General features: G+C 36.6%; 17 protein-coding genes. 8 read left to right on the forward strand and 9 right to left on the reverse strand.

What is annotated here, in order from left to right; genetic code table 11:
* The first annotated feature begins 99 nt into the window (after positions 1–99).
* Both secE and nusG read left to right on the forward strand, forming a co-directional pair.
* A complete protein-coding gene (gene secE / locus O970_RS05335; RefSeq protein ID WP_024496105.1) occupies positions 100–495 on the forward strand; it encodes a preprotein translocase subunit SecE in 396 nt (131 codons plus the stop codon).
* Positions 496–512: 17 nt separating this feature from the next.
* Positions 513–1,058, forward strand: coding sequence for a transcription termination/antitermination protein NusG (nusG, locus tag O970_RS05340; protein ID WP_024496106.1), 546 nt, complete (start codon positions 513–515; stop codon positions 1,056–1,058).
* Between the two features lie 139 nt (positions 1,059–1,197).
* Here nusG and O970_RS05345 read toward each other — a convergent pair whose 3' ends face one another.
* On the reverse strand, positions 1,198–2,490 hold the full coding sequence (locus O970_RS05345) for an NAD(P)/FAD-dependent oxidoreductase (protein ID WP_024496107.1): 1,293 nt from the start codon (positions 2,488–2,490) through the stop codon (positions 1,198–1,200).
* A gap of 327 nt (positions 2,491–2,817) precedes the next feature.
* Here O970_RS05345 and O970_RS05350 point away from each other — a divergent pair, with 327 nt between their 5' ends.
* The 4 genes from O970_RS05350 (at position 2,818) to rraA (ending at position 6,717) form a co-directional block, all read left to right on the forward strand.
* Positions 2,818–3,789 (forward strand): HlyD family secretion protein, encoded by a 972-nt coding sequence (locus tag O970_RS05350; RefSeq protein WP_024496108.1) that lies wholly within the window; start codon positions 2,818–2,820, stop codon positions 3,787–3,789.
* On the forward strand, positions 3,771–4,919 hold the full coding sequence (locus O970_RS05355) for an ABC transporter permease (protein WP_024496109.1): 1,149 nt from the start codon (positions 3,771–3,773) through the stop codon (positions 4,917–4,919). Before O970_RS05350 ends, O970_RS05355 begins: the two co-directional genes overlap by 19 nt.
* Positions 4,919–6,058: an ABC transporter permease gene (locus O970_RS05360; protein WP_024496110.1), complete on the forward strand. Its 1,140-nt coding sequence runs from the start codon at positions 4,919–4,921 to the stop codon at positions 6,056–6,058. Before O970_RS05355 ends, O970_RS05360 begins: the two co-directional genes overlap by 1 nt.
* 170 nt (positions 6,059–6,228) lie before the next feature.
* A complete protein-coding gene (gene rraA / locus O970_RS05365; protein WP_024496111.1) occupies positions 6,229–6,717 on the forward strand; it encodes a ribonuclease E activity regulator RraA in 489 nt (162 codons plus the stop codon).
* A gap of 81 nt (positions 6,718–6,798) precedes the next feature.
* Here the strand turns inward: rraA and O970_RS05370 are convergent, their stop codons facing one another.
* From O970_RS05370 to O970_RS05405, 8 genes are all read right to left on the reverse strand, one after another.
* A complete protein-coding gene (locus tag O970_RS05370) occupies positions 6,799–7,353 on the reverse strand; it encodes a ferritin-like domain-containing protein (RefSeq protein WP_024496112.1) in 555 nt (184 codons plus the stop codon).
* A gap of 393 nt (positions 7,354–7,746) precedes the next feature.
* Positions 7,747–8,931, reverse strand: coding sequence for an elongation factor Tu (gene tuf, locus O970_RS05375; RefSeq protein WP_024496104.1), 1,185 nt, complete (start codon positions 8,929–8,931; stop codon positions 7,747–7,749).
* Positions 8,932–9,001: 70 nt separating this feature from the next.
* Positions 9,002–11,104, reverse strand: a complete 2,103-nt coding sequence (gene fusA, locus O970_RS05380; RefSeq protein ID WP_024496113.1) for an elongation factor G — start codon at positions 11,102–11,104, stop codon at positions 9,002–9,004.
* 105 nt (positions 11,105–11,209) lie between these two features.
* Positions 11,210–11,680 carry a 30S ribosomal protein S7 gene (gene rpsG / locus O970_RS05385; RefSeq protein WP_024496114.1) on the reverse strand — a complete coding sequence of 157 codons (471 nt, stop codon included), beginning with the start codon at positions 11,678–11,680 and terminating at the stop codon, positions 11,210–11,212.
* Between the two features lie 94 nt (positions 11,681–11,774).
* Complete coding sequence (gene rpsL, locus O970_RS05390) at positions 11,775–12,149, reverse strand: 30S ribosomal protein S12 (RefSeq protein ID WP_024496115.1); 375 nt, start codon at positions 12,147–12,149, stop codon at positions 11,775–11,777.
* A 441-nt stretch (positions 12,150–12,590) separates the two neighbouring features.
* Positions 12,591–13,919 (reverse strand): NCS2 family permease, encoded by a 1,329-nt coding sequence (locus tag O970_RS05395; protein WP_024496116.1) that lies wholly within the window; start codon positions 13,917–13,919, stop codon positions 12,591–12,593.
* A 487-nt stretch (positions 13,920–14,406) separates the two neighbouring features.
* Positions 14,407–16,149, reverse strand: a complete 1,743-nt coding sequence (ybaL, locus tag O970_RS05400) for a YbaL family putative K(+) efflux transporter (protein WP_024496117.1) — start codon at positions 16,147–16,149, stop codon at positions 14,407–14,409.
* Between the two features lie 400 nt (positions 16,150–16,549).
* Positions 16,550–18,133, reverse strand: a complete 1,584-nt coding sequence (locus tag O970_RS05405) for a TerC family protein (protein WP_024496118.1) — start codon at positions 18,131–18,133, stop codon at positions 16,550–16,552.
* An 801-nt stretch (positions 18,134–18,934) separates the two neighbouring features.
* On the opposite strand from O970_RS05405, the gene O970_RS05410 reads away from it, so the two are divergent.
* Positions 18,935–19,639 (forward strand): AzlC family ABC transporter permease, encoded by a 705-nt coding sequence (locus O970_RS05410; protein WP_024496119.1) that lies wholly within the window; start codon positions 18,935–18,937, stop codon positions 19,637–19,639.
* Positions 19,626–19,949, forward strand: coding sequence for an AzlD domain-containing protein (locus O970_RS05415; RefSeq protein ID WP_024496120.1), 324 nt, complete (start codon positions 19,626–19,628; stop codon positions 19,947–19,949). Before O970_RS05410 ends, O970_RS05415 begins: the two co-directional genes overlap by 14 nt.
* The last annotated feature ends 40 nt before the right edge of the window (positions 19,950–19,989 follow it).

The raw sequence follows: 19,989 nt of genomic DNA on the forward strand, positions 1-19,989 counted from the left end.
TATGTTAGAATTTATCTCATAATGTATTTTACTCAGTGGTGTAAAATACTTGTATGGAATAAGTTTTAATATAACTAATTAATATTAAATGGGTTTTTTATGCGTGCGAATATAGAACATCAAGAAAAAGAGACAGGTTTAGATAAACTAAAATGGTTAGTTGTTTTAGCGCTATTTATTATTGTTGTTTGGGGAAACTTTTATTTTGCTGAACCCAATGCAATTTATCAAGCAAATACAATTGTAAGAGTAGTAGTCGTTGGGATTTTAGCTGTCCTTGCACTTATTTTGGCTGCAACGACGAGTAAAGGTAAGCAAATTCTAGTTTTCGCACAAGAATCTCGCCAAGAGTTGCGCAAAGTGGTATGGCCAACACGCCGTGAAACGATTCAAACCACATTGCTTATTGCGATGGTTACGCTCGTTTCGTCATTATTTTTATGGGGATTAGATAACATTACAATTCGTATAATTTCCTTTCTTACACTTTATTAAGCTACTAAGGTTCGGATATGAGTAATACACAAAAAAAACGTTGGTATGTTATTCAAGCTTACTCAGGTTATGAGGGGCGTGTAGCACAATCGCTACAAGAATATATCAAACTTCATAATATGGAAGATTCTTTCGGGCAGATTCTTGTTCCGACTGAAGAAGTTGTCGAAATGAAGGGTGGCCAACGCCGTAAAAGTGAACGTAAATTCTTTCCGGGTTATGTCTTAGTTGAAATGGAAATGAATGATGCTACTTGGCATTTAGTGAAAAGCGTACCAAGAACGCTAGGCTTTATCGGTGGTACTTCTGATCGCCCTGCACCAATTTCTCAACGTGAAGTCGATGCAATTATGAATCGTTTACAACAAGTTGGTGATAAACCTCGTCCGAAAACCTTATTTGAACCAGGTGAAATGGTACGTGTCAATGAAGGTCCATTTGCCGACTTCAATGGTGTTGTAGAAGAAGTCGATTATGAAAAGAGTCGTTTAAAAGTATCTGTCTCTATTTTTGGTCGTTCAACGCCAGTTGAACTCGACTTTAGCCAAGTAGAGAAAAATTAAAAAGCATTCTTTTATCTAAGATAATAAAAAAACCGGATCAATTAGCTCCGGTTTTTTTATTGCCTAAAATTAGGCGTTTATTTTTATATGATTAGCTTAACGACAGGTTATAGATAATTATACCACCTGCCGTTAATTATTAATCCATTTTTAATTTAGGACGAACCCATCGCATAATTCGGTTAGCCATAATTAAGCAACCAGTTTTACAGATGCCATACAACGCAGCTTGATGCATACGATATAACATGCGATATACCATATAAGCTGGAGCGCCTTTTAAAATCATCGTTGATTTACCTGTAGTGGTCACCACGCCTTGGGCAGTATGAGCAAGTGAGATAATGGTTCCTTTATCTTTGTATATAAACTCTTTCATTGATGATTGAGTGAGATAGGCCATAATATTATGAGCACAAATTTTAGCCATTTGATGCGCAGCTTGCGCTGTTGGTGGTGTAAAACCGCCTTCAGGTTTAGGACTTGATGCACAATCACCAATTGCAAAGATGCTTTCATCGCGAGTAGTTTGTAGCGAGGATTTCACAACGAGTTGATTTGATCGGCTATTTTCTAATCCAGCAATATCTTTCAAGAAATCAGGTGCTTTAACGCCTGCGGACCAAACCATAATATCCGCTTTGATCGGATCGCTCTCTTTTGGATAAAACCCATCAGTATCTGCTTTAGTAATCATTGTTTTGGTTAACACTTTCACACCATAGCTTTCTAATTTTTTATGAATACTCGCTGATAACGTTTCTGGGAGTGCTGGTAATATACGATCAGCAGCTTCAATTAATGTTACATTAAGCATTTTTGGCGAGATTTTATCAAAACCATAGTCAGATAGTTTTTCTGTCATACCAAATAATTCAGAGGCTAATTCAACACCCGTTGCGCCAGCACCAACGATAGCGATATCAATGGTTCCAGCATTCGGCATCTCGATACCTGATGAAAAGCGCCATAAACGATTAAGGATATTTTGCCTAAAATGTTTCGCTTGTATATGATCATCAAGGAAAATACAATTATCTTTAACGCCAGGCGTGCCAAAATCATTACATTGACTACCAATAGCCATAACTAAAATATCATAGGAAAGTTGGCGTTCAGGAAAAATAACTTTACCTTCGCTATCTTTGACCTCAGAAATGACAATTGATTTTGCTTCGCGATGAATATTCGTTAATGCACCTTGACGAAAAGTGAAATGATTACGTTTACCTTGTGCAATATAATTGACGTCATCTATATTATCATCAAGTGCACCCGTTGCAATTTCATGCAATAAAGGTTTCCAAAGATGGCTTGGGTTTTTATCAACAAGTATTATGTTTGCTTTTTTGCTTTTACCCAGTTTATTACCAAGTTCGGTTGCTAGTTCCAGTCCTCCAGCACCACCACCTACAATAATGATATTTTTCATATTTTTCCCTACCTTATTTTTATAATAGATTGGTATCATACTAAATTAGTTTGTTTATCACTAATTTATTTAATAGATTTAATGAATAAACAGAATCTATTAAAGATAAATCATTCTAGAATAGGTCATTAATCGTTTATTTTTACTTGTATGAATGAAGTGATTTTTTTCTCTTTTTCTTATTTTTTATATTAAATAGATACATTTACTTATTGTTAATAGGTATTTTGTGTATAATGTTTGAAATGCTTAGAATCATCTATCTTCAACGTTTTTTATTGGCGTTGCTCTATTTATCTTAACTTCTAATGTTTGTTATTACTTTATATGAATAAGACTATTTTTTTTGTTATCTTACTAATTTTGGTAACAATTAGTATCACTATCTTAATTCGTTCTCATCATCAAGATATTTTGTTACAAGGTGAAGTCGATGCACCACAAGTCAATATCTCGTCAAAAGCCAAAGGTCGTGTGGTCAATATTGCTGTTAATCGAGGCGATGATGTTAAAGCGGGTGATAAATTAATAACGCTTGATAGTCCAGAATTATTGGCGCAAGTTAAAGCGGCAGAGGCAAAACGCGATCAAGCAAAACTGCAATTTACCTTATCTGAAAAAGGAACGCGTGAAGAAAGCGTACGTTATTATCAAGCACTACTTGCCGAAGCGAAAGCGGCTTATGACAATGCGAGAAAAGAATATGACCGTTATTTAGCAATAGCAAATAAAGATTTTATCTCTCAATCCATGTTAGATAGTGCGAATAAATCTAAAAATGAAAATTACCAGAAAATGTTATCAGCACAAGCTAATTTAGATCAAGCCTTGCATGGTGATAGGCTTGAGCAGAAAGAAATTTATGCTGCACAGCTAGAACAAACCGAACAAGAATTAAATGCGTTACTGATTCAATATGACGATTTACAGGTAAAAGCGCCAGTAGATGGTGAAATTGGCGCTATCCCTGCTGAAGTAGGGGAGTTATTTAATATATCCAGCCCATTAATGACGATTATTCGATTACCTGAGGCTTATTTTATATTTAACCTTCGTGAAGATATTATGGCTAATATTCATAAAGGACAACATGTTAAGCTTACGGTGCCAGCTTTAGGCCAAAAAGTTATTGAGGCTGAAATCCGCTACATCGCTGCGATGGGTGATTTTGCGACTAAACGCGCAACAAGAGCAACGGGTGACTTTGATTTAAAAACTTTTGAAGTTCGTTTATATCCATTGCAGCCTGTGGAAGGACTTCGCCCTGGAATGAGTACATTATGGCAGTGGCACAAATAAGATTATTTTTCATCTGTTTTAAGAATGCTTTTTATTCTGAGCTACAACAGCTATTTAGTGGTTTTACACGTCATTGGTTATTATGGATTTTTCCTTTTCTCATTTTTACATTAATCAGTAGTATTTTTACACAAGGTGTTATGCTTGATTTGCCCATTGGCGTTGTGGATCACGATCATAGTTCACTTTCTCGTCAGCTTATTCGGGAATTAGATGCTGGTAGTCATGCTAAACTAATTAATGATGATATGTCGTTACCAGAAGCGATTGAACAATTAAAAAGAATCAATATATACGCATTGCTTTATATTCCACCTAATTTTGAAGCAGACGTGTTGGCAGGGCAACAACCAACACCGATACTTTACTATAATTCTCTCTATTATAGTGCGGGTCTATATTCGATTATGGATTATTCAGGGTTGATAAATTCATTAAATGAGCACTATCGCGGTATTATGGCAACCAAAATTGGGTTACCTATCCCTACTTTGGCTGAGGTCAATTTTGTGTATGATGGATTATTTAATGCGACGGGTAATTCTCGTTATTTTCAATTATTTTCAGCGATTGTACATATTTTACAATTATTCGTTGTTGCCTGTACGGTGCATTTGTTAGGGCAATTACCTAAAACATTTCAAGTAAATTATGCCATTATATTGGGTAAATTATTCCCTTATACTTTATGGTATACCAGTTTATTATTATTGGAAATTGCTGTGTTAGTGCTTGTGTCAAGTGCAAAAGTTAATAGCCAGCCCATTTTTATGCCAATAGTCATCTTTTTTTATGTCATGGCGGCTCAAAGTATTGGAGTTTTATTATTTACTTTCACTCGTACTGTGATTAATGCCTATAGTCTAATTGGCATTTTGGTTGGATTGGCCTTAACTTATTCAGGCATAACTGTTCCCGAAATTTCTATGCCATTGGTTGCGCAATTGATTGCGCAGATAGAGCCGTTAACCTATGCGCTCAACACGTTATTTGATATTTTTTTACGTCATATTACATTTTCTTCTGTAGTTAAAACTTGCCTGATTTTAATTATTTATCCCTTTATCACTATGATCCTAGCTCGAAAACGCTTTACAAAGCGGTTAGAACAGCAAGAGGTATTCAATTAATGGTACTTTACTGGCAGTCATTTAGAAAAGTCTTGCTCTCACTATTAAATAGACCGCTTTGGTTAATGTTATTGCTCTCTTTATGTCTTATGAGTCTTGTTTATATTAATCAAACCGTCCGGAATTTGCCGATTGCAGTGATCGATCAGGATCATAGTATTGCCAGCCGACATTTAATTCGAGAACTTAATGCTAGTTCAAAAATTAACGTGGTTGTATACGATAATATACTTGATGCTTTACATGATATTGATAAACGTAACATTTTTGCTGCGATGATTATCCCATTAGATTTTGAAAAGCGTTTATTACATAACCAACAGATTACCATATTGGCTTATGGTGATGCCTCAAATCGGTTAGCTAATAGTCTAATTCAACGTGATATTTTAGCTGCATATCAATCTATATTAGCAGATTATCAATATAATATTATGTATCGTAATGGATTTACTCATCAGCAAATTGATATGGTATTAAATCCGATCCACGGACAAACCGTGCCGTTATTTAATGCTGGTATGACATTTGCTGCGATGACCTTTCCTGGACTATTAATTATGTTATTCCAGCATTCATTAATACTCGTCTCAACGCGTATCAACATAACACTAAATACTTTACCACAAGGTAAGCCACCAAAAGCAGTATTTTTAGGAAGTTTATCAGCATTATTACCAATATGGTTATTTCTATCGATAGTCCTTTTTGTATTATGGCCTTGGATTTTGGGGTATCGACAATTAGCCCCTATTCCTATCATTCTATTTTTAATGTTTCCCTTTTTATTTGCGATTATGGGATTAAGTAAATTACTAACAGAATGTATTGGTCGTGTAGAAATGGTATATTTGACACTGTCTTTCTTAACTACACCTATCTTTTATTTATCTGGAATCATTTGGCCACTAGACTCCATGCCTTTATGGGTACAATTTTTTTCTCATTTATTGCCTTCAACTTGGGCAGTAAAAATGATTGTCGGTGTCAATCAAATGGGATCAAGTACAATGGATGTTAGCGTTGATATCGTTATGCTATTGGTTTTAGGATGTATATATATTGGATTAGGATTATTTATCGCTAGATTAAAAAGTGGAGAGATTCGGCGATGGCCGGTAGTTAAACGATCTCATTAAACAAAACTTTACAAATAAACTAAGATATTAAGAGCAATTTATTCTTCATGATGATCAATGAATAGGCAGGTGGACAGCCAATCAACTATTTACATTTGATCTTGGGTTAATTTTGCCATAAATCTTAACTCGCGCTATACTGAATAAAATCTTTTTTTAAGGAGCATTAAATGGAATGTGATACCTCTATTCTTTGTGATTATTATCCTGAAGATATAAATGTGGTTGAACCATTATTTACTAACTTCGGTGGTATTACTTCTTTCTCCGGACAAGTAGTGACCGTAAAATGTTTTGAGGATAATGGTCTTCTCTACGAAATTCTGCAAGAAGAAGGTACCGGCAAAGTATTAGTGATTGATGGTGGTGGTTCGGTAAGACGTGCGCTTATTGATGCAGAACTCATTGATATTGCTGTGCAGAATCATTGGGAAGGATTGATTGTCTATGGTGCCGTTCGTCAAGTTGATTATTTAGCTGATGCTCAAATTGGTATACAAGCTATCGCGGCGATTCCAGTGGGTGCTGATGACCAAGGCATTGGTGAAAATGATATTAGAGTTAATTTTGGTGGCGTAACCTTCTTTTCTGGTGATTTTGTGTATGCGGATAATACCGGTATTGTACTATCTGAAATTGCATTAGAAATTGAAGATTAGTCATTACTGCGTAGAATAAAAACCAGTGAAATAGAACACTATTTCACTGGTTTATCGATTAATTAATGATGTATTGCGTTGTTATTTACCTGTCCAGCCTTGTAACATATTGGCTAATTCATCAGCATGATCTTCTTCTTCAGCAAGAATATGCTCAATAATTCGTTTAGTCGTGGTATCTTGATCACCAACATACAGAATTACTTCTCGATAATAATCGATAACAATTCGTTCTGAAATAAGATTTTCTTTAATCATCTCTTGAAGATCCGTGCCTTCATGGTACTCAGTTGGTGAACGCTCGGTAAACACTGCTGGATTGAGATCAGGGGCTCCGCCTAACTGGGTTATACGTTCAGCCAGCATATCAGCATGTTGTTGTTCCTGTTTTGCATGTTCGAGGAATTCGCCTTTAATGGGATCCATCATCAGACCTGCCGCCATATAATAGTGACGTAAATAACGTAGAACACATACCCATTCTGAAGCAAGGGCAGCATTGAGTAGTTCGATTACCTTGTGTCTATCTAAGGTATAGGTTTGGGTAACCGCCCCTGACTCAACATGTTTACGTGCATTTAGCCGAAGTTGTTCTTTAGTACTAAATTTACTCTGCTGATTTACTATGCTCGTCATTTTTTTACCTCCATGTGTGTGATCATTTATGATTGCAATTGATCTAAAAATGTAGCAAGCACTTATTTATAAGTCGATGATAAATATATTAAAAATAGTTATATTTATGCCATATTCGAGTTAAAGTTATGTTGTGATGATGTAAGTCGTTTTGATGTTTTAGCCTGTAGTAACTAAGATGATGAAAGATTAATCTAATTTTGGGTTAACAAATTAATTTTCTAATCAAATTAAGATTGGAAAAAGATATTTATGATATTTGATATTTGATATTTGAGGATAAATAATAATTGATATAACAGGATAATAACTAAAATATACATAGATAAGCTTTCTATGAAAAAGGCCGCTAAATTAGCGACCTTTTCTTGGTTACAGTATTGTAAACAGAAATTATTTAATAATTTTAGCAACAACACCAGCACCAACAGTACGACCACCTTCACGGATAGCGAAACGTAAACCTTCATCCATCGCGATTGGGTGAATTAATGATACTGTCATCTTAATGTTATCACCTGGCATTACCATCTCTACGCCTTCTGGTAACTCGATAGTTCCTGTTACGTCAGTTGTACGGAAGTAGAACTGTGGACGGTAACCTTTGAAGAATGGAGTATGACGACCACCTTCATCTTTGCTTAAGATATACACTTCTGATTCGAAATCAGTATGTGGTTTAATTGAACCTGGTTTCGCTAATACTTGACCACGTTCGATTTCTTCACGTTTAGTACCACGTAATAACACACCTACGTTCTCACCTGCACGACCTTCGTCTAACAGTTTACGGAACATCTCAACACCAGTACAAGTTGTTTTCGCTGTATCTTTGATACCTACGATTTCAACTTCATCACCAACTTTGATGATACCACGCTCTACACGACCTGTTACTACTGTACCACGTCCTGAGATTGAGAATACATCTTCGATTGGTAATAAGAATGGTTTATCAATGTCACGCTCTGGCTCTGGGATATAAGTGTCTAACGCTTCCGCTAATTCAACAATTTTGTCTTCCCACTCAGCAACACCGTTTAACGCTTGTAATGCTGAACCACGAATCACTGGTGTATCATCACCTGGGAAATCATATTGAGATAGAAGTTCACGTACTTCCATTTCAACTAATTCTAATAACTCTTCGTCATCAACCATATCACATTTGTTTAAGAATACGATGATGTAAGGAACACCTACTTGACGACCTAAAAGGATGTGCTCACGTGTTTGTGGCATAGGACCATCTGTTGCTGCTACTACTAAGATAGCTCCGTCCATTTGTGCCGCACCTGTGATCATGTTTTTAACATAGTCAGCATGGCCCGGGCAGTCTACGTGTGCGTAGTGACGAGTTGGCGTATCGTACTCAACGTGTGATGTATTGATGGTGATACCACGTGCTTTTTCTTCTGGTGCATTATCGATTTGATCGAATGCTCGTGCTTGACCACCGAATTTTTTAGCAAGTACGCTGGTGATCGCAGCAGTTAAAGTTGTTTTACCATGGTCAACGTGGCCGATTGTACCGACGTTAACGTGGGGTTTTGTACGTTCAAATTTTTCTTTAGACATGTTCTATGTTCCTTAATTAACTCTCTTCCCTGATACAGGGAAGAGTGAAATTGGTTAACAATTAAATAAATTATTTCGCTTTACGCGCTTCAATAATCGCAGTTGCAATGTTAGTTGGTGCTTCGTTGTACTTCAAGAACTCCATAGAGTATGAGGCACGACCCTGAGTTTGTGAACGCAGGTCTGTTGCATAACCAAACATTTCTGAAAGTGGTACTTGAGCTCGAACAGTTTTACCCGTAGAGGTATCGTCCATCCCTTCGATCATACCACGACGACGGTTAAGGTCACCGATAACGTCACCCATATAATCTTCAGGTGTTTCTACTTCAACTTTCATAATTGGTTCAAGTAATACTGGTTTCGCTTTCATGAAGCCATCTTTAAATGCCATTGAACCAGCGATTTTAAATGCCATTTCTGATGAGTCGACATCATGGTAAGAACCGTCATAGATGGTTACTTTGATATCAACAACAGGGTAGCCAGCAAGAACACCGTTTTTCATTTGTTCCTGAACACCCTTATCAACAGCTGGAATATATTCTTTTGGTACGACACCACCAACGATTTCGTTATGGAATTCATAACCAGGACCACCAGCTTCTAATGGCTCAATACGTAACCATACGTGACCGAACTGACCGCGACCACCAGACTGACGAACGAATTTACCTTCTTGTTCAACTGAGTTACGAATAGTTTCGCGGTAAGCAACTTGTGGTTTACCAACGTTAGCTTCTACTTTGAATTCACGTTTCATACGGTCAACGATGATTTCAAGGTGTAATTCACCCATACCAGAAATAATGGTTTGACCAGATTCTTCGTCAGTATGAACACGGAATGACGGATCTTCTTGTGCTAAACGGCCAAGTGCTAGACCCATTTTTTCTTGGTCAGCTTTAGTTTTTGGCTCAACAGCAACAGAAATAACCGGTTCTGGGAATTCCATTCTTTCTAGAATGATTGGCGCGCTATCTGCACATAATGTATCACCTGTAGTGACATCTTTTAGACCGATAGCGGCTGCGATATCACCAGCGCGAACTTCTTTAATCTCTTCACGTTTATTAGCATGCATCTGAACGATACGACCAAAACGTTCTTTTCTGTCTTTTACTGAGTTAAGAACAGTATCACCTGAATTAACTACACCAGAATAGACGCGGAAGAATGTTAAGTTACCCACAAATGGGTCTGTTGCAATTTTAAATGCTAAAGCAGAGAATGGTTCATCATCGCTAGAGTGACGTTCTGCAGCTTCACCATTTTGAAGTTCACCTTTAATTGCAGGTACGTCAGTTGGTGCTGGTAAATATTCAATTACTGCATCAAGCATGAACTGAACGCCTTTATTTTTAAAGGCACTACCACAGGTAACAAGAATGATCTCATTAGCAAGTACGCGTTGACGTAAAGCTGCTTTAACTTCTTCTTCAGTTAACTCTTCACCACCAAGGTATTTTTCCATTAACTCTTCGTTAGCTTCAGCGGCAGCTTCGATTAGGTTAGCACGATATTCTTCAACCTGATCAACCATATCTGCTGGTACATCTTCATAAACAAAAGTAGTACCTTGATCAGCATCATTCCAGTTAATCGCTTTACGTTTTAGTAGATCGATAACACCAGTGAAGGATTCTTCCGCACCGATTGGTAATACTAATGGCACTGGCACAGCAGCTAAACGTGTTTTGATTTGATCAACAACACGTAAGAAGTTAGCACCCATACGGTCCATTTTGTTAACAAATGCAATACGTGGTACTGAATATTTGTTAGCTTGACGCCAAACGGTTTCTGATTGTGGTTGAACACCACCTACTGCACAGTAAACCATTACGGCACCATCTAATACACGCATAGAACGTTCTACTTCGATAGTGAAGTCAACGTGTCCTGGAGTATCGATGATATTAATACGGTGTGGTTCAAATTGTTTTGCCATACCAGACCAGAAAGCGGTCGTTGCAGCAGAGGTAATTGTGATACCACGTTCTTGTTCTTGTTCCATCCAGTCCATGGTAGCAGCACCATCATGCACTTCACCAATTTTATGGTTGATACCTGTATAGAACAAAATACGCTCGGTAGTTGTAGTTTTACCGGCGTCGATGTGTGCACTGATACCGATATTACGATAACGTGCGATAGGAGTTGTACGAGCCATTTTAATCCTCTAATTAGTCGTTCTTTGATTTAATTGTCACTGAGTGTGATAGATGCCAGCTATGCGGTGCAATTGGCATTCGCATAACCGGATAAAATCAAGTCATTACCAACGGTAATGTGCGAACGCTCTATTAGCTTCGGCCATACGATGAACATCTTCACGTTTTTTCACTGCAGAACCTTTATTTTCAGCAGCATCAGAGAGTTCATTAGCAAGGCGTAAAGCCATTGATTTATCACCACGTTTACGTGCAGCTTCAACAATCCAACGCATACCTAATGCGTTACGACGTACTGGACGAACTTCAACTGGTACTTGGTAAGTTGAACCACCCACACGGCGTGATTTAACTTCTACGGTAGGTCTTACGTTATCTAAAGCAAGTTCAAAAGCTTCTAAATGACTTTTACCTGAACGCTCAGCTAGCGTATCAAGCGCTGAGTAGACGATCGATTCTGCAACAGATTTTTTACCATCTACCATTAAAATATTAATAAATTTAGCCAGCAACTCTGATCCGAATTTAGGATCCGGAAGAATTTTACGTTGACCGGCAGCATGACGACGAGCCATGATATACTCCGTTTTTATCTATAATTTCAGGTTACCCAAAACTCAATGAGTTATTTGGAATGTTAAATGTTTGGCCTTACTTAACGGAGAACCATTAAGATTTAGGTCTTTTTACGCCGTATTTAGAACGACTTTGTTTACGGTCTTTAACACCAGCACAGTCTAATGCGCCACGCACGGTGTGATAACGAACACCTGGTAAGTCTTTAACACGACCACCACGAATTAAAATAACGGAGTGCTCTTGTAAGTTATGGCCTTCACCACCGATATAAGAAGTCACTTCGTAACCATTAGTTAAACGAACACGGCATACTTTACGTAATGCTGAGTTAGGTTTTTTAGGTGTAGTTGTATATACACGAGTACATACACCACGTTTTTGCGGGCAAGCTTCAAGCGCAGGAACATTGCTTTTTGCAGGTTTCATTGCTCTTGGTTTGCGTACCAGCTGATTAATTGTTGCCATTAATAAGCTCCTGAATTATTTCAATCTTTATATAAATTAAAATGCTTTTTAGATACGTAATAAATTACCCCAAGCTATGCGAATATAGTTTGGGGGTCGCAAGATTCTAGTACCGATAGGCATTATTGTCAAGTTTTTAGCTGCGATTATGGATAACTCTGGCGTCACTTTTTATGTCTTAGATGACCAATAATTTTTAAGAATAAATTAATCACTTTATTATGTGCCATAGATTAAGGATTTATTATGTAATCGCCCCTATCCTTTGGATTATCCGTTGAAGTTAATTATTCGGAAGAGAGTGGGTATTTATATAGTGACACAATAGAATTAAGATTTATATAAGGTCCACTTTGGATAGGGTAAGAATAAAACTGAAATAATGAATCAGCGAATAAGAAGTTTAGCACTTAGGCGCTAAACTTCATTATCTGAGTAGGATTAATCAACAAAAATAATCTTAAGTAAAAATAAGATAGCAACTAAAATCACACAAAGGTTAAGATCTCGAAAACGACCAGTAAAGATTTTTAGAACTACGTAGGTAATAAAACCAAGTGCTACGCCTTCGGTAATTGCAAAGCCGAAAGGCATCATGACGGTAGTAATAAATGCTGGTGTTGCTTCGGTTAAATCATCCCATTTAACTTTGGTTAAACTGGACGTCATTAAAATACCAACATAAATTAATGCACCAGCTGTAGCGTAGCTAGGAACAACACTGGCTAAAGGTGAGAAAAAGATAACCAGTAAAAATAATAGCCCTACTACCACGGCAGTTAAACCAGTTCGTCCACCAACAGAGACGCCCGCTGAACTTTCAATATAAGCGAGTACCGATGAGGTACCAAACAAACCGCCCAACATTGAACTAAAGCTATCAATCAATAGCGTTCGGCGCATTTTAGGGAAAGAACCTTGCTTATCGGTTAATTGCGCTTTATCGGTGACCGCTAAAATCGTACCTGATGAGTCAAACAAGTTAACGATCATAAATGAGAAAATCACCCCAGCTAATGCTAAATTGAATGAGCCTTTGATATCAACGTGACCGACTACACTATTAATTGCAGGGGGCATGGCGACAAAACCTGTAAATACCACATTAGGATCAAAAATTAATGCTAATAAGGTGACCGCTAAGATGGCAACTAAAATCGCCGCATGAAAGTGACGTGCGGCTAAAATAACAATAATAAAGAAGCCAAGTGCACCTAATAAGACATGAGTAGATAATAGGTGACCAGTAGTGAGTAAGGTGGCAGGGGAGCTGACAACGAGCCCCATATTTTGGAAGCCCATAAAAGCAATAAATAATCCCACACCGCTACTAATTCCTACTCGTAAACATTGTGGAATATGGGCGATCAGCCAATGTCTTATTCTAAATAAAGCAAGTAAAAAGAACGCAAAAGAACCCCAGAAGATGGCACCCATACCAACTTGCCACGAATAGCCCATTGATTTAACGACACCATAGGCAAAGAAGGCGTTAAGCCCCATCGCGGGAGCTAAAGCAATGGGTAGGTTAGCAAATAATCCCATCAGAATACTAGCAAAAGCCGACACTAAGCAGGTCAATACAAATACGGCTTGGGGATCCATACCCGTGACGGATAGAATATTTGGATTAACAAAAATAATATAAACCATAGTAAGAAAAGTAGTACAACCAGCGATAATTTCAGTTTTAACGGTTGAGCCTTTTTCTTTTATTTTGAAGAAGTTATTTAACAAAGACGTGTTTTGAGTTGTGGATGATGGATTCATAAAAAAACCTAATATAAGTTAGCTTAATAATAAAAAAAGCTAAGTTATGATATACCGAGTTTATGCAAATTGAAAAGATAAAATTAAATTTTTTCAATATAGATTATGATTACTCTTTAATTAATCATCCAAAATAGTAACATAGCAACTAATTGATTAACTGAATCGAAATAAGTTTATATTTTGCTGCGAGTTATTATCATCACCCATTTATTTTTATGATAAGGAATAATATATTTGATTAAGACTAGTGAGGTTTATGATTATATTACAAAAAGTGATAAATATAGCTTATAACAGTGGCTAAGAAAAAAGTGACCAACAAGATTGACGCTATATTTACGTGGCAAATTAAGACCCAACTGGATGTGATGTTGATTCATCATGTTCCATGATTTAGTTGTTAAACTATTTAACTAAATCATGAAACCAGTCAAATTAAAAATAACGTTTTATCTTACTTAAATCACTTTTAATATGAATTAAATCAGACTACCTTGTCCTGCGGTAAATTCGATGCTTCGGCGATTTCAATTAATTCGCTTTCTTTATCTATTTCTGTTGGAGAAATAGTCGTTGGTTGCTGATGCAACAACGCTAAAATATGGGCAGCGATCTCATTTCTACCTGTGATAACTTCAGTCGCGCCATGTTCAGCGATATATTCCGCCTCATCGTCGTAGAAAGTACTGACATAAATATCAATATCTGGTCGCAGTTCACGAACTTTTGAGGAGATTTGACCCGCTTCATAGCCATTCGGCATAGAGACAATCAGCCATTTAGCCGTATTAACATGAGCCAGTTGGAGGATGTCTTCATTCGATGCATTACCAAATATCGCGATAATACCCTCGTTGCGTAGTTTTTCGACTAAAGATAACGAAGAGTCAATGACAATAAAGGGAATGTTTCGTTCATGTAATTGTCCAGCAATAATACTACCTAAACGACCATGACCAATAAGGATGGCATGATCGGCCATATTATCGGGTACCGGTTGGGTAATCGTTGCTACCGGATCAATCATTTTATCGACAATCGTTTCGGTTTTAGCCAAATAAGCTTCAACAAAATTAAAAATAAATGGATTGATAACAATCGAAATAATGGCCCCAGCTAGAATTAAGCTATGTGCTTCAGGAGGGAAGACGCCTAACGTAATACCCAGTGCGGCCAAAATAAAACTAAATTCACCGATTTGCGCTAAGCTAGCAGATATGGTGAGCGCCGTACGTTTACTATGACCAAATAGCCTAACAATGGTATAGGCCGCAATCGACTTACCAAAGATAATGATCATAATTGTTGCTAAGGTTGCAAAAGGGTGAGTAATAATGATAGTTGGATCAAATAACATACCAACTGAAACAAAAAATAAGACGGCAAAGGCATCTTTTAATGGTAAAACATTCGTTGCCGCACGATGGCTTAATTCTGATTCGGTTAGTGCCATACCAGCAAAGAAAGCTCCTAGTGCAAAAGACGCGCCAAAAAGCTGAACAGCAGCTAAGGCAATACCTAAAGCAATGCCAAGTACGGTTAAAGTAAATAGCTCATCAGAACCTGTAGCCGCACTTTTAGCAAGTAACCAAGGCACAAAGCGACGCCCGAAGATAATCATAAAACTAATAAAAACAATGACTAACCCAATAGTTTTGGCAATTTCAAACGCAATATCGACCAATTGAATATTAGTATCACTTGACGTTTTGATGATAGCGGGTAATAAGACTAAGGTCAGTACCATGGCCAGATCTTCGACAATCAACCACCCAATAGCAATACGTCCACGGCTACTTTCAATAAGATGACGTTCCTCTAACGCTCGCAGTAAGACTACGGTACTTGCGGTTGATAAACATAGTCCAAACACTAAGCCCGTTAATAGTGACCAGCCGATACATACAGCAAGTCCCATACCTAATAAAGTGGCTACCGCAATTTGCACAATGGCACCTGGAATCGCGATAGCTTTTACTGAGAGCAGATCTTTTAGGGAAAAGTGTAATCCGACGGCGAACATCAGCAGAATAACCCCAATTTCGGCTAATTGTCCCACGATAGTGGTATCTGCCACATAACCCGGAGTGGCGGGACCAAAGAGAATACCTGCAATAAGGTAACCAACCAAAGGAGAAATCTTCAACTTATTTGCTAGCAATCCTAAAATAGCAGCTAATACAATACCACCGATAATGGCCGCGATTAAAGGTCCTGTTGAATGCATAATTTCTCCTTATTATTTTAATTTTGAAATAGGTGGCTATATTACCGTATTTTTACTTTCTCTGCTTTAGGGATTTATTTGGCGAATAATGTTTTATGATTAAGTGATTTGTATTTTATTGATTTAAAGAAAAGAAGAAAAAGGCGTAAAAAAGATCCAGCTAATCATTAAATAAGGCAAGTTAAATCGATAACTCTTTAATAATATAGCAATTTTTTATAAGTGAATAATTGGATTAGCAATAAAATTAAAATAAATAGTATCAACAATAAATTATAAAAATACGCTAAATTTGTCTAAAATTTAGCGTATTTGGTAATAACTATTTTTATAATTGGTGTTTTTAGTCAATCAATAGCGTGTGATATCAATAACAATAATCACACCTCTATTATCTGTACTATGGATTGCCATTGTGATGAGCCAGTGGTTGATGATAAATCTGCACCTTTACAATACGATGACTTTCAACGTCAATTACATCAAAAAGATAAGGTGAAATAACAATTTTTTCGCCCACCGTTGGAATATGTTGTGTTTTTTCCATTAATAAACCCGCTAACGTATGATAATCACGTTTATCATCTAAAGGAATATCAATATAGCGAACAAGTTCCTCAAGCGGTATGTAGCCATTAGCTAAATAACTGCCGTCGTCTAAACACTGTATATCGTGTCGTGAATCGACATCCTCTTCCTCGGTGGGTAATTCACCCGCAATAGTTTCCATAATATCGGTAACGGAAACGACGCCTTGTGTTGAACCAAATTCATCCACGACGAATGCAAAATGCGTTTTTGCTGCTTTGAACTGTTCAAGTGCGACGAGTAACGAAACGGTTTCAGGAAAAATCAGCGGCTGTTTAATTAACGATTTAATTGTAGAAATCTCATTATTAAAGACCTGCTTAAGTAAGTCATTTACATAAATGATCCCTATCGGTTCATTGTTAGCATCGTTATCCGTTACAATTAAACGTGTATGTTGATTTTCTTCAATGGCATTAATCAGGTCTTGGCGATCACTATCCAAATTGATCTGATCAATATCTAAGCGAGAGGTCATAATACTGCTGACTGAGCGCTGAGCCAGACCTAATACCCGTTCAATCATACTTAGTTCTTGTTGGTTAAATACTGATTCCTGTTTTCCAGCATCTGCGATTAAATCTGCACTATGGCTATCGAGTTCCTCATCCTCAACATCCCCGCGCAAAATATGTAAAACTGCTTCAGCGGTACGTTGACGTAGCGTTTTATCGCGAGTGAGGAAACGACGGCGATTATAGCTCCCGATCTGATTAAAAATTTCGATAATGATAGAGAAGCCGATGGCGGCATATAAATAGCCTTTTGGAATAATAAAATCAAATCCCTCTGCGACTAAGCTGAAGCCTATCATTAATAGAAAACTTAAGCAGAGAATCACAATAGTTGGATGGGCATTAACAAATATCGTCAACGGTTTGCTGGCTAACATCATCAGGCTCATCGCAATACATACCGCCGCTATCATAACCGGTATATGTTCAACCATACCAACCGCCGTAATCACTGCATCAAGTGAGAAAACCGCATCAAGGATAACGATTTGCGCTACAACGGTCCAAAAATGTGAGGTTTTTCTCTGTTTACTGCCCTCCTGTGCATTCCCTTCTAGCCGGTCATTTAACTCCATAGTGGCTTTAAATAGTAAAAATATGCCGCCTACCAACATAATTAATTGCCGACCATTAAAACTTATCTCAAATAGAGTGAACAGTGGCGTTTTTAGTGTGACAAGCCAACCAGTCAAAACTAACAAACAAATACGCATAACCAGCGCAAAGCTCAGTCCGACGAGGCGCGCTTTATCACTTAAGTGACGAGGAAGCTTTTCTGCAAGAATGGCAATAAAAACAAGATTATCGATACCGAGCACAATTTCAAGCACAACTAATGTTGCTAAACCGGCCCAAATTGTTGGATCTGTGATCCATTCCATAAGTCAGGTGGTTACCTTTAAGTTAAACAGCACATGCTGCAAACGTAATTTTGTACATAATCAATATAAGAATCAATAAAAAAATGCATTTACTCTAAAAATAACGCGCTGATTGTATTTGATTAATTAAATTGTAATAAAAGATATTTACAAATAGACGAGTAAATAGGTCTAAAGCGTTAAAGTCTCGTTGGCAATGATTGCCATTAGTTGCAATATATCATTCATTGCTTCTAAGATTTTTATAATAAAATAATTAATACTGTATAGCTAATTTGATAATTCTATTATAGAAAATTTAATTCTAATACAACATATAAGAAGATTTATTTTATAAATATAAGGAACAAATAGTCAGGTATATTCAATAAAAGATATTGTCATCACTTAACCATTTTAAAAGTTTTATAATCGACAAAAATAATATATTTTCTGATTTTGTGTCATTCTAAGTTGTGTGAGAAATAGATATTTTATTGGATATTGGTTGCCCTAAATAAATTCGAATTAAATATGATTTGCCAGTACTATATGGTACAAAATAATCAATCATGTTTCCGTATAAAGCGTTTGTTTATTATGCTTGATTTTTTAAAGATGAGTTTGGCATTATTTTGTTTAAGCAGTTGCCATGATATTCTTCAGATAAAATATTTCTAATGATAATGTAATCTAGTTATTTTAATAATCATTAAGAATAGAAATATCTTAAATAAGAGTCTTAATTTCAAATTACTTTACAACATTTTTGATCTTATACTGTTAGAGTATTACTATTTTTTATATTTTTGAGGGTAAAAAATGACATTAGCATTTAAAGATGGAGTTCATGCCTGTATCCCAACTTTATTAGGTTACATCGGTATTGGTATCGCTGCTGGTGTTATTGATAAATCGGCTAATTTATCGATATTAGAAGTCACTTTGCTAGCCATGATTGTTTATGCGGGCGCTGCACAATTTATTATTGCTGGATTAATGATGGTGGCAACCCCCGTTTCAGCAGTTATTTTTACTGTTTTTCTCGTTAATTCGCGTCATTTCTTAATGAGTATGGCAACGGCTCCTATTTTTCGTCAATATTCATTACTGAATAATATTGGGATAGGGAGTTTGTTAACCGATGAAAGTTTTGCTGTTGCTATGACGGCTATTTCCAATAAAGTGCCAATTAATCCACCTTGGATGCATGGATTGAATTTGACTGCTTATCTCACTTGGGTTTTATCGTGTTTGATGGGCGCATTAATTGGACAATGGTTACCCGATCCGGCTCTATTTGGCTTGGATTATGCGTTAGTGGCAATGTTTATTGGATTGCTTTATTTACAGTTGATTAGTGATAAAACAAAAAAGATTAAAAATAAAATCACAGCCATGTTGACTGTCTCTATCATGTTAGTTTTATTATTACGGTTTATTTCGGTTGAACTGGCTATTTTGATCAGTACATTTATAGGGTGTTGTCTGGGAATTTTAGTGGAAGGTAAAAATGACAACGTATAGTTTATTAATTATTTTAGGTTGTGGATTGGTTACTTGGCTACCGAGAGTGATTCCTTTTATATTAGTTAAAAAAATACAATTGCCAGATATTATTCTGCGTTTTTTATGTTATGTACCTATTTGTATTTTAACCGCATTATTTGTAAGTAATTTGTTGATTGTGAAAGAGGGCAAATTTCCTGAATTAAATATGACTTATGTTTTGGCAACTATTCCAACAGCTCTTGTTGCATTTTTAACAAAGAACCTAATGTATATTGTGATTTCGGGTATGTGTTTTATGGCAATTATACGCCATTTTTGCATATAAATGGTTATCAAAATTATGTGGAAAGTTATAACTAGATAAA

The organism is Candidatus Schmidhempelia bombi str. Bimp (genome assembly GCF_000471645.3).
Lineage (GTDB): Bacteria > Pseudomonadota > Gammaproteobacteria > Enterobacterales > Orbaceae > Utexia > Utexia bombi.

Coding starts and splice junctions, on each gene's coding strand:
- secE (WP_024496105.1), top strand. CDS start 100: ATGCGTGCGAATATAGAACATCAAGAAAAAGAGACAGGTTTAGATAAA.
- nusG (WP_024496106.1), top strand. CDS start 513: ATGAGTAATACACAAAAAAAACGTTGGTATGTTATTCAAGCTTACTCA.
- O970_RS05345 (WP_024496107.1), bottom strand. CDS start 2,490: ATGAAAAATATCATTATTGTAGGTGGTGGTGCTGGAGGACTGGAACTA.
- O970_RS05350 (WP_024496108.1), top strand. CDS start 2,818: ATGAATAAGACTATTTTTTTTGTTATCTTACTAATTTTGGTAACAATT.
- O970_RS05355 (WP_024496109.1), top strand. CDS start 3,771: ATGGCAGTGGCACAAATAAGATTATTTTTCATCTGTTTTAAGAATGCT.
- O970_RS05360 (WP_024496110.1), top strand. CDS start 4,919: ATGGTACTTTACTGGCAGTCATTTAGAAAAGTCTTGCTCTCACTATTA.
- rraA (WP_024496111.1), top strand. CDS start 6,229: ATGGAATGTGATACCTCTATTCTTTGTGATTATTATCCTGAAGATATA.
- O970_RS05370 (WP_024496112.1), bottom strand. CDS start 7,353: ATGACGAGCATAGTAAATCAGCAGAGTAAATTTAGTACTAAAGAACAA.
- tuf (WP_024496104.1), bottom strand. CDS start 8,931: ATGTCTAAAGAAAAATTTGAACGTACAAAACCCCACGTTAACGTCGGT.
- fusA (WP_024496113.1), bottom strand. CDS start 11,104: ATGGCTCGTACAACTCCTATCGCACGTTATCGTAATATCGGTATCAGT.
- rpsG (WP_024496114.1), bottom strand. CDS start 11,680: ATGGCTCGTCGTCATGCTGCCGGTCAACGTAAAATTCTTCCGGATCCT.
- rpsL (WP_024496115.1), bottom strand. CDS start 12,149: ATGGCAACAATTAATCAGCTGGTACGCAAACCAAGAGCAATGAAACCT.
- O970_RS05395 (WP_024496116.1), bottom strand. CDS start 13,919: ATGAATCCATCATCCACAACTCAAAACACGTCTTTGTTAAATAACTTC.
- ybaL (WP_024496117.1), bottom strand. CDS start 16,149: ATGCATTCAACAGGACCTTTAATCGCGGCCATTATCGGTGGTATTGTA.
- O970_RS05405 (WP_024496118.1), bottom strand. CDS start 18,133: ATGGAATGGATCACAGATCCAACAATTTGGGCCGGTTTAGCAACATTA.
- O970_RS05410 (WP_024496119.1), top strand. CDS start 18,935: ATGACATTAGCATTTAAAGATGGAGTTCATGCCTGTATCCCAACTTTA.
- O970_RS05415 (WP_024496120.1), top strand. CDS start 19,626: ATGACAACGTATAGTTTATTAATTATTTTAGGTTGTGGATTGGTTACT.